The organism is Kitasatospora sp. NPDC054768, assembly GCF_053612025.1.
This window is the reverse complement of record NZ_JBSHBN010000275.1, coordinates 1-6,771: the sequence shown is the minus strand read 5'-3', so window position 1 is coordinate 6,771 and position 6,771 is coordinate 1. Positions and strand designations below refer to the sequence as shown.

At 74.2% G+C, this 6,771-nt stretch carries 7 protein-coding genes; 3 read left to right on the top strand and 4 right to left on the bottom strand.

The features are described 5' to 3' along the window. Positions 1-130: 130 nt before the first annotated feature. The gene (locus ACWGKU_RS39865) at positions 131-1,618 is read right to left on the bottom strand and encodes a purine-cytosine permease family protein (protein ID WP_452179260.1); all 1,488 of its coding nucleotides are present in this window, start codon (positions 1,616-1,618) and stop codon (positions 131-133) included. A 256-nt stretch (positions 1,619-1,874) separates the two neighbouring features. Here ACWGKU_RS39865 and ACWGKU_RS39860 point away from each other — a divergent pair, with 256 nt between their 5' ends. Continuing rightward, the gene (locus tag ACWGKU_RS39860) at positions 1,875-2,087 is read left to right on the top strand and encodes a hypothetical protein (RefSeq protein ID WP_452179259.1); all 213 of its coding nucleotides are present in this window, start codon (positions 1,875-1,877) and stop codon (positions 2,085-2,087) included. A 205-nt stretch (positions 2,088-2,292) separates the two neighbouring features. Continuing rightward, positions 2,293-2,655, top strand: coding sequence for a hypothetical protein (locus tag ACWGKU_RS39855; RefSeq protein WP_401052136.1), 363 nt, complete (start codon positions 2,293-2,295; stop codon positions 2,653-2,655). Between the two features lie 209 nt (positions 2,656-2,864). Here ACWGKU_RS39855 and ACWGKU_RS39850 read toward each other — a convergent pair whose 3' ends face one another. Beyond that, positions 2,865-3,398 carry a hypothetical protein gene (locus tag ACWGKU_RS39850; RefSeq protein WP_452179258.1) on the bottom strand — a complete coding sequence of 178 codons (534 nt, stop codon included), beginning with the start codon at positions 3,396-3,398 and terminating at the stop codon, positions 2,865-2,867. Positions 3,399-3,566: 168 nt separating this feature from the next. Then, positions 3,567-4,160: a transglutaminase-like domain-containing protein gene (locus ACWGKU_RS39845; RefSeq protein WP_452179257.1), complete on the bottom strand. Its 594-nt coding sequence runs from the start codon at positions 4,158-4,160 to the stop codon at positions 3,567-3,569. Between the two features lie 212 nt (positions 4,161-4,372). Between ACWGKU_RS39845 and ACWGKU_RS39840 the strand changes: the two genes are divergently transcribed. Continuing rightward, positions 4,373-4,873: a hypothetical protein gene (locus ACWGKU_RS39840; protein WP_401052130.1), complete on the top strand. Its 501-nt coding sequence runs from the start codon at positions 4,373-4,375 to the stop codon at positions 4,871-4,873. Positions 4,874-4,898: 25 nt separating this feature from the next. On the opposite strand, the gene ACWGKU_RS39835 is transcribed toward ACWGKU_RS39840, so the two are convergent. Beyond that, entirely contained in the window at positions 4,899-6,329 is a 1,431-nt protein-coding gene (locus tag ACWGKU_RS39835) for an RICIN domain-containing protein (protein WP_452179256.1), read from the bottom strand. Positions 6,330-6,771 lie beyond the last annotated feature (442 nt).

The window sequence follows — 6,771 nt, the reverse complement described above, 5'->3', positions numbered from 1 at the left end:
CCGCACCGCCCGGTCGCGGGCCCCCGGCATCTGTGGCCTCGGCGGCACCGAAAACCGCACCGCCGGGGGGCCCACTCGGTGGAGCCGGCACCCGGGCGGTCCGGGGCGTACGGGGGTTCGCGCCGTGCGGTCAGACGGTGACCCGCTCGGTGCGCTCCGCCGGGACGTCGGCGGGCTGCTCGGCGGTGGCGGAGGCGGCGGGGGTGTTCTCCCGGGGCGTGGGGAGCACGGCCATGATCGCGCCGGAGATCACGATGGTCGCCGCCCAGGCGAGCCCGTACTTGCCGATCGGGGTGTCGGAGAACGGGCCGGCGAACCAGTCGCACTTGGTGAAGGCGAGCCCGATCAGCAGCGCGAGCACCCAGGAGACCATCGCCTGCCAGCAGAAGCCGGCCTTGTACCAGTACGGGCTGTTCCTGCTGGTGTCCATCAGCGCGGCGGCGTCGTAGCGCACCGCACGCGACCGGCGGCGGAACATGTCCACCGCGTAGACGCCGATCCAGGCCGAGAAGGAGACGGCGAGCAGGATCAGGAAGGTGATGAAGGAGCCCAGGAAGCTCTTGGCGACCAGCATCAGCAGCAGGCCGCCGACCAGCGAGATCACGGCGTTGATGCTGACGGCCGTGGCGCGCGGCAGCTTCACGCCCATGGTCTGCGCGGTGAAGCCGGCCGAGTACATGGAGAGGCTGTTGATCAGCAGCATGCCCACGATCGCGGTCAGCAGGTAGGGCACGGCCAGCCAGGTCGGCAGCAGGTCGCCGAGGAAGGAGACCGGGTCCGCGGCCTGTGCCAGGCCGGGCGAGGCCACCGCCATCACGGCGCCCATCAGCACCATCGGCACCATCACCAGGCCGGCGCCGGAGACCGTCACGCCGACGATCTTCCGGCCGGAGGCGGAGTGCGGCAGGTAGCGGGCGAAGTCCGGGCCGGTGGGGACCCAGCTGATGCCGCCGGCGGCGATGGTCCCGATGCCGGCGATCATCATCGCGGTGGTGCCCGCGGGCTTGGAGAAGACCTCGCTCCAGTTCATGGTCGCGATCAGGTAGCCCAGGACCAGGACGCTGAAGACGCCGAAGAGGTACGTCGACCAGGTGTTGCAGACGTTCAGCGCCTTGCGGCCCATGCCGGAGACCAGGAAGGTGCAGGCGACGAAGGCGAACAGCGTGATGACGATCAGCGCGGTGTTGCTCTTGACGCCGAACATCAGGTCGAGGACGGTCAGCACGGCGTAGGCGCCGGTGACGGCGTTGATCGTCTCCCAGCCGAACCGGGCGACCCAGAGGATCGCGCCGGGGAAGAGGTTGCCGCGCACCCCGAAGGTGGCCCGGGAGAGCGTGGCGCCCGGGGCGCCGCCCCACTTCCCGGAGACCGACAGCACGCCGACCATGCCGAAGGAGGCGAGTGCGGCGCACGCGGCGACGACCAGGACCTGCCAGAAGTTCAACTGGTTGAACACCACCAGGGCCGCGCCCATGGTGAGGAGCAGGACGCTGATGTTCGCCGCGACCCAGGTCGGGAAGAGCTCGCGGACTCTGCCCCGGCGCTCGTGGTCCGGGACGGGTTCGATACCGCGGGTCTCTATCGCGCCGTCGACGTCGACGGTGGACAGGTTGTCCATGAGGGTGGCTCCGTGCGTGTGAAGCGGGAGAATGAAACGGGCAAATGGAACATCTATGGAACTCTTCGCGCGTAGCGCGGGAGTTCAGCCATCCTACTTTGTCCACTTCGTTACGGGTTCGGCCCAGCTGCCCAGCTGCCCAGCTGCCCAGCGGCCGAGCCCGCCCGCGCCCACCTCGGCGGCGCGGCTTCCGCCGCGGCCTGTTCACCGCCCGCCGGGGTCGGCAGACTGACAGCCGGGAGAGAGAGGAGCCGAGATGGCTGTCACGTTCGCGGGGGCCGACACCCGCCCGATCGGCACCATGACCTGCGACCACGGGTGCGGTGCCGTCTTCCACGACGGCAGGGCCGAGACCGACGGCCCGCTGATCCACCAACGGGCCGCTCTCGCGGGCTGGTTCTACCCCTGCCCCGCACCCGGCGTGCAGATCGACGTCTGCCCCGGCTGCCAGCCCTACGACGACTACTGACCCGGTGCGGGCGGCGGAGGGATCCCGCACCGCCCGGCGCTGTGCGCCGTCCTGGGGGCGCGCCCCGACCGTGCGTACGCCCCCGGCGCCGCCCCCGGAGGCCGGAACCGCCGGTCACCACCCCCGGCGGGCCGGATTCTCCCCCGCGCAGGGAAGTTGACCCGTTCCCCCCACATCGCGGTGCGTCGTGGTGCATGATCGCAACGTGAGCACCTGGTGGGACAAGCGCCGCAACGCCCGGCTGGCAGAACTGGCGTCCATGCTGGAGTTCTTCGGCGCCGAACCCGTCGAAGACCCCGGCGTCGGCGAACTCGCCCATGCCGCCGCAGCCCTCGCCGAGGAGTACCGCGCCAGCGACCGCGGCCAGGCCATACACCGCGCCGGCGAGCTGCTGGAACAGGCCGCCGCCGCACTGCACACCGCCGACCGCCTGCGCGGCACCCTGCTCCCCGTCGTCAACCACCACCTGCGCGCCGCCGCCGCGGCCCTGTCGCACGCCCGCGCCTGCCTGCACGCCCAGGTGATGGCGGGCACCGCCCGCCCCGGCCCGGCACCGGAAGCCGGCTGACCCACCCCGCTCGCGCGGGGCGACGCGTTCACTGCGCCGCCCCACCGCACGGATCGCCCTGCTCGGCGGCCGCGCCGCCCGCGAAACCGTCGCCCGCAGCGACAGCGGCCCGTACGGAGGCGGCCCGTACGAAGGGTCCGGCGCGGCCACCTCCAGCAGCGACTACTGACATCCCTCCGTCAGGACCGCCGGTGCGGTGGCCGGACCGCTCAGTCCCACGGGCTGGTGGGCACCGGGCCGGGTGCGACGATCGCCGCGATCCCGCCGTCGCGGGCCAGGCCCTCCCCGACCTGCCCCCAGCCTTCCGGGACGCCGAAGGTCAGCAGGTCGGCCCGGTGCTCCTCGTCGCGGAGGAGCTCGACGTGGCCCTCGCAGAGGTCCTCGGTGCCCCGTCCGGCCGGCGGGCCGCCGAAGTGGCGGCGTCCGCCGGACCGCGGCGGAAGGGCCCGGTCAACGCCGAGAGCGAGCAACGCGGCCACGGCCGCCGTGTCGGGGGCGGTGAGCGGCCGGGCGCGCAGCGCCTGCCAGAGGAGGAGGAGAACCAGGCCCAGGTAGGCCGGCGCGGCGATCCACATCAGCGCGACACGGTGGCGCGCGGACACCCCGCGCGGCCTGGTGGCGAGGCCCACCAGGGCGATGACCGGCATCAGGGCCATCAGGGCCATCAGGACGGCGGTGACGGCCAGCGGCCGGTTCACGGCCCACGCCCGCCGCACCAGCTCCGAGGACCTGCCGACCCACACCGTGCGACGTCCTTCTCCGCAGCCGCTCCGGTACCTCCTGCGCAAGAACACCATGGCCCGCAGCCGGCGGACGGGCACGCCGCCGGGCCGCGTGCCGGCGCCCCGTAACGTCCACGGGCGAATCCCCGGACGACCGGCCGCCTGCCGTGCCTACGACGTTCGGGCGCCTCACCCGGGGCCGGGCGACGCCTCGCCCGGGAGTTCGGACGGCAGGTGGTCGTAGCCGAATCGGCCGGGCACCGCCCGGGCGAGCGCCCGGACCAGCGCGGCCGGCGGTGCGGCGAAGACCCCGGGGTAGTCGCGCTCGCCCCGCTCCGGCCGGACCGGCCAGGCCAGCCGTTCCCGGTCCAGGTCGTACCGCGCGTCGACCCCCTCCCGGTTGCCCCGGGCGTCCAGGCGGGACCAGCGGCCGTCCAGGTGCACGGCGTTGAGGGCGTGCAGCATGAATCCGCCCTCGCCGTCCTCCAGCCGCTGGTAGCACAGGCCGGTCGGCACGCCCTGCGCCCGCAGCAGCGCGGCCAGCAGGTGCGACTTGCCGTGGCAGATCGCGTTGCGCGCGGCCAGCACCTCGGAGGCGCGGAACGCCCCGCTGTACGCGCCCGCGTCCGCGGAGTGCGCCACCCGGTCGCGGACGTGGTGGTACGCCGCCTCCGGCGCGGCCAGCTCGGCGGCCAGCCGCCGCAGCTCCGGGTGCTGATGGTCGATCACCTCGTCCGCCCCGAGGTAGGCGGCGAGGTCGTCGGTCTCCGGTTGCAGGATCATGCCGCCCACGGTGCCGGGCGCACCGTCCACCGCGGGCGGAATTCCACCCCCTGGACAGGCGGCAGGGGACAGGGGACAGGGCCCGGGGCCGCACTGCCCGCCTTGCCCGGGTGGCGGGGCGAACGGCAGGGTACGGGCAGCCGTGGCCCCGCCTCGTCCCCGCGGGCACCGCTCGTCCCCGCCCCGCATCTCCGCTCCGGAAGGCACCCGCGATGACCGACACCACCCGCCCCGCACCCGGCCCCGCCGTTCCACCCGTCGATCCGCACGCCCAGGGGGAGCCGGACGACCGGGAGCAGGGGCTGCTCGGCGACGTCCGGCACCGGGTCCGCCTCCGGGCCGCCGGGACGGGCCCGCGCGCGATCGCCCAGGCCCTCGCCGCCGCCCGGAGGATCGAGCGCACCGCCTACCGGCACACCGGTGCCGGGGAGGAGGAGGCCGCCCTCCACGCGGCCACCGCCCGCGACGAATGGCAGCGCGTCCACGACCACGTCGCCGCCACCGCCTCCCCGCTCTACGACCCGGACGACGACCCCGAACTCCAGCGGGCCCTGGGCCGTGAGCGCCACCGACGGGAGGTCGCCGCCCGCGCCCGCGAGGCCGCCGGCCTCGACCGCCTCACCGACGGCGACCACCAGCCGTCCGCGACCACCCCACCGGCGCCCTCGGCCCGGCCCTGCTGCTGCACCGGGTCGTGCCGCGCCGGGGCATGAGCCGGCCGGGGCGCTACGGCGCGGGTCAGGCCGGGACGAGGTCCCACAGCTGGTCGGGGGTGCCGGCGGCGGGTGCCTGGGTGACCGCTCCTCCGGCCCGGGCGGGGGAGGTGAGGGCGAGGCCGGAATTGGCGTTGGTGATGGTGTAGCCGCTGGTGCGGTCGCCGCGGACGCGGAAGGCCTGGTTGGGGCTGGACATCCGTGACACGTCGGCGGGGTCGACGGTGACGGCGGTGCAGTGGAACTGGATCAGGGGGGTGCCGGCGGTGGTGCTCGACCCGGTCACGTCCAGGCACTGGTCGCTGTGCACCGGGCGCAGGTTCCAGCCGCCCAGGGCGGCCCTGAAGGTGAAGGCCTGGTTGGGGTTCCCGGTGGGGGAGAAGCCGAGCAGGGGTGCCTGGTCGGCGACGGAGGAGCCGGAGACGTCGAGGTAGAGGCCGGTGGAGCGGTTCACGACGCGGTAGCGCTGGTCGAGCTTCGGGTCCTCGAAGCCGTAGGACGTGGGCAGGAGGTAGGAGCCGCGCCACGTCGAGTCGGCGTAGTACTGGCGCCGGTACCAGTCGGCGTAGTCCGGTCGGCAGGAGCCGCCGCGGTGGATCTCGTCGTCGTACGGGCAGTAGGCCTCGAAGACCTGCTGCTTGCGGGCCTGCGCCGGGCCGTCCAGGTTGGGGGCCGACTCCCGGGCCAGGTAGTCCCGGTAGTAGGTCGTGCGCGGCCAGGTCCCGCCGCGACGGTTCAGGGCGCCGAGCAGCAGCCTGGTCGTCGCGACGTGGTCGGGGTGGAAGTTCCCGTCCATGGAGCTCCGCTGGTGGTCCGCCGACGGATCCTCGGTGTTGATCACGGTCGGCCCGTAGTCGTCGATGACGCCCTGGACGAAGGCGAGGACCTGCTCGCGGCTCAGCCGCTGCTGCACCGGCGCGTCCGCGCCCGGGACGGGCCAGGCCTCCCGGCCGTCCGCGTACAGCGCCCACAGCTGGCCCTTGAACATCGTGCCGGCGTCGTTGGACGCGGCGGCGTCGGGCACGCGCAGCTCGACCGTGGAGATCCGGCCGCCCAGCGACCAGGTCGTCGCCCGCACGCCCGCCGCCGAGTAGGGCGCGTGCTGCCAGTCGCCGGGGATGCCGGCGGCCGCCCGGTAGGCCTCGCGGTCGCCGGCCTCACGGCTTTCCATGTAGGCGTACTTGTCGGCGTCCGTGGGATGCGCCGCGACGTCGTCCCGGCTGTAGTACGAGCCGACCAGGAACAGGGTCCGCACGCAGACGTCGGGGTTCGCCAGGTCGTGGATCAGGTCGGGGGTCAGGAAGAGCAGGTCGTCGTCGTGGTGGGCGACCACGTCCAGCACCCGGCCGCCCGAGCACGGTGCGGCGGGCGCCGCGCCGGCCTGCGGGGCGGCCACGACTCCCGCTGCCAGCAGGACGGTCGACAGGACGCCGGAGACCCGGCCGGTGAATCGCACAATCTCCCCCTCGGTGCCTCGGTGCCGCGGGGCACCGGGCCGGGATGCTCCCGGCAGCACCACGCATCATCCGTCAACGCACGGACCGGCGGGGGCACGTCTGCGGGGTGTGGCGGGGGTCTCAGTAGCGGCCGGTCGGTGGTGACCCGGTGTGACGGCGGCGGGCCCGTCAGCGATGCCGCCGAACCCGGGGCGGTGAGGGCGCTCACACACGGATGCGATGAACGACGACGGCTAGCAGTGTCCGTTCTGCCCGTCTTCTGCCACGGGGCGGAACGTGTTCGCGCAGGCGGGGAGGGGTCGAGGCGCCCGGGGCGGCGGTTCCTTGGAATCGGAGCCGGGCGCGTGGCTACGACGGCGGATCGTAGCGAGGGGGTCTTGGCGGGGGCCGATCCGGTCTGGCAACTTGGCATTCGTCGCCAGCCACACCGGCTCCTGTCCC

What these genes read in the sequence shown, in the direction of transcription:
- ACWGKU_RS39840 (WP_401052130.1), top strand. Translation starts at nt 4,373, where the DNA reads ATGACCGACACCACCCGCCCCGCACCCGGCCCCGCCGTTCCACCCGTC.
- ACWGKU_RS39860 (WP_452179259.1), top strand. Translation starts at nt 1,875, where the DNA reads ATGGCTGTCACGTTCGCGGGGGCCGACACCCGCCCGATCGGCACCATG.
- ACWGKU_RS39845 (WP_452179257.1), bottom strand. Translation starts at nt 4,160, where the DNA reads ATGATCCTGCAACCGGAGACCGACGACCTCGCCGCCTACCTCGGGGCG.
- ACWGKU_RS39865 (WP_452179260.1), bottom strand. Translation starts at nt 1,618, where the DNA reads ATGGACAACCTGTCCACCGTCGACGTCGACGGCGCGATAGAGACCCGC.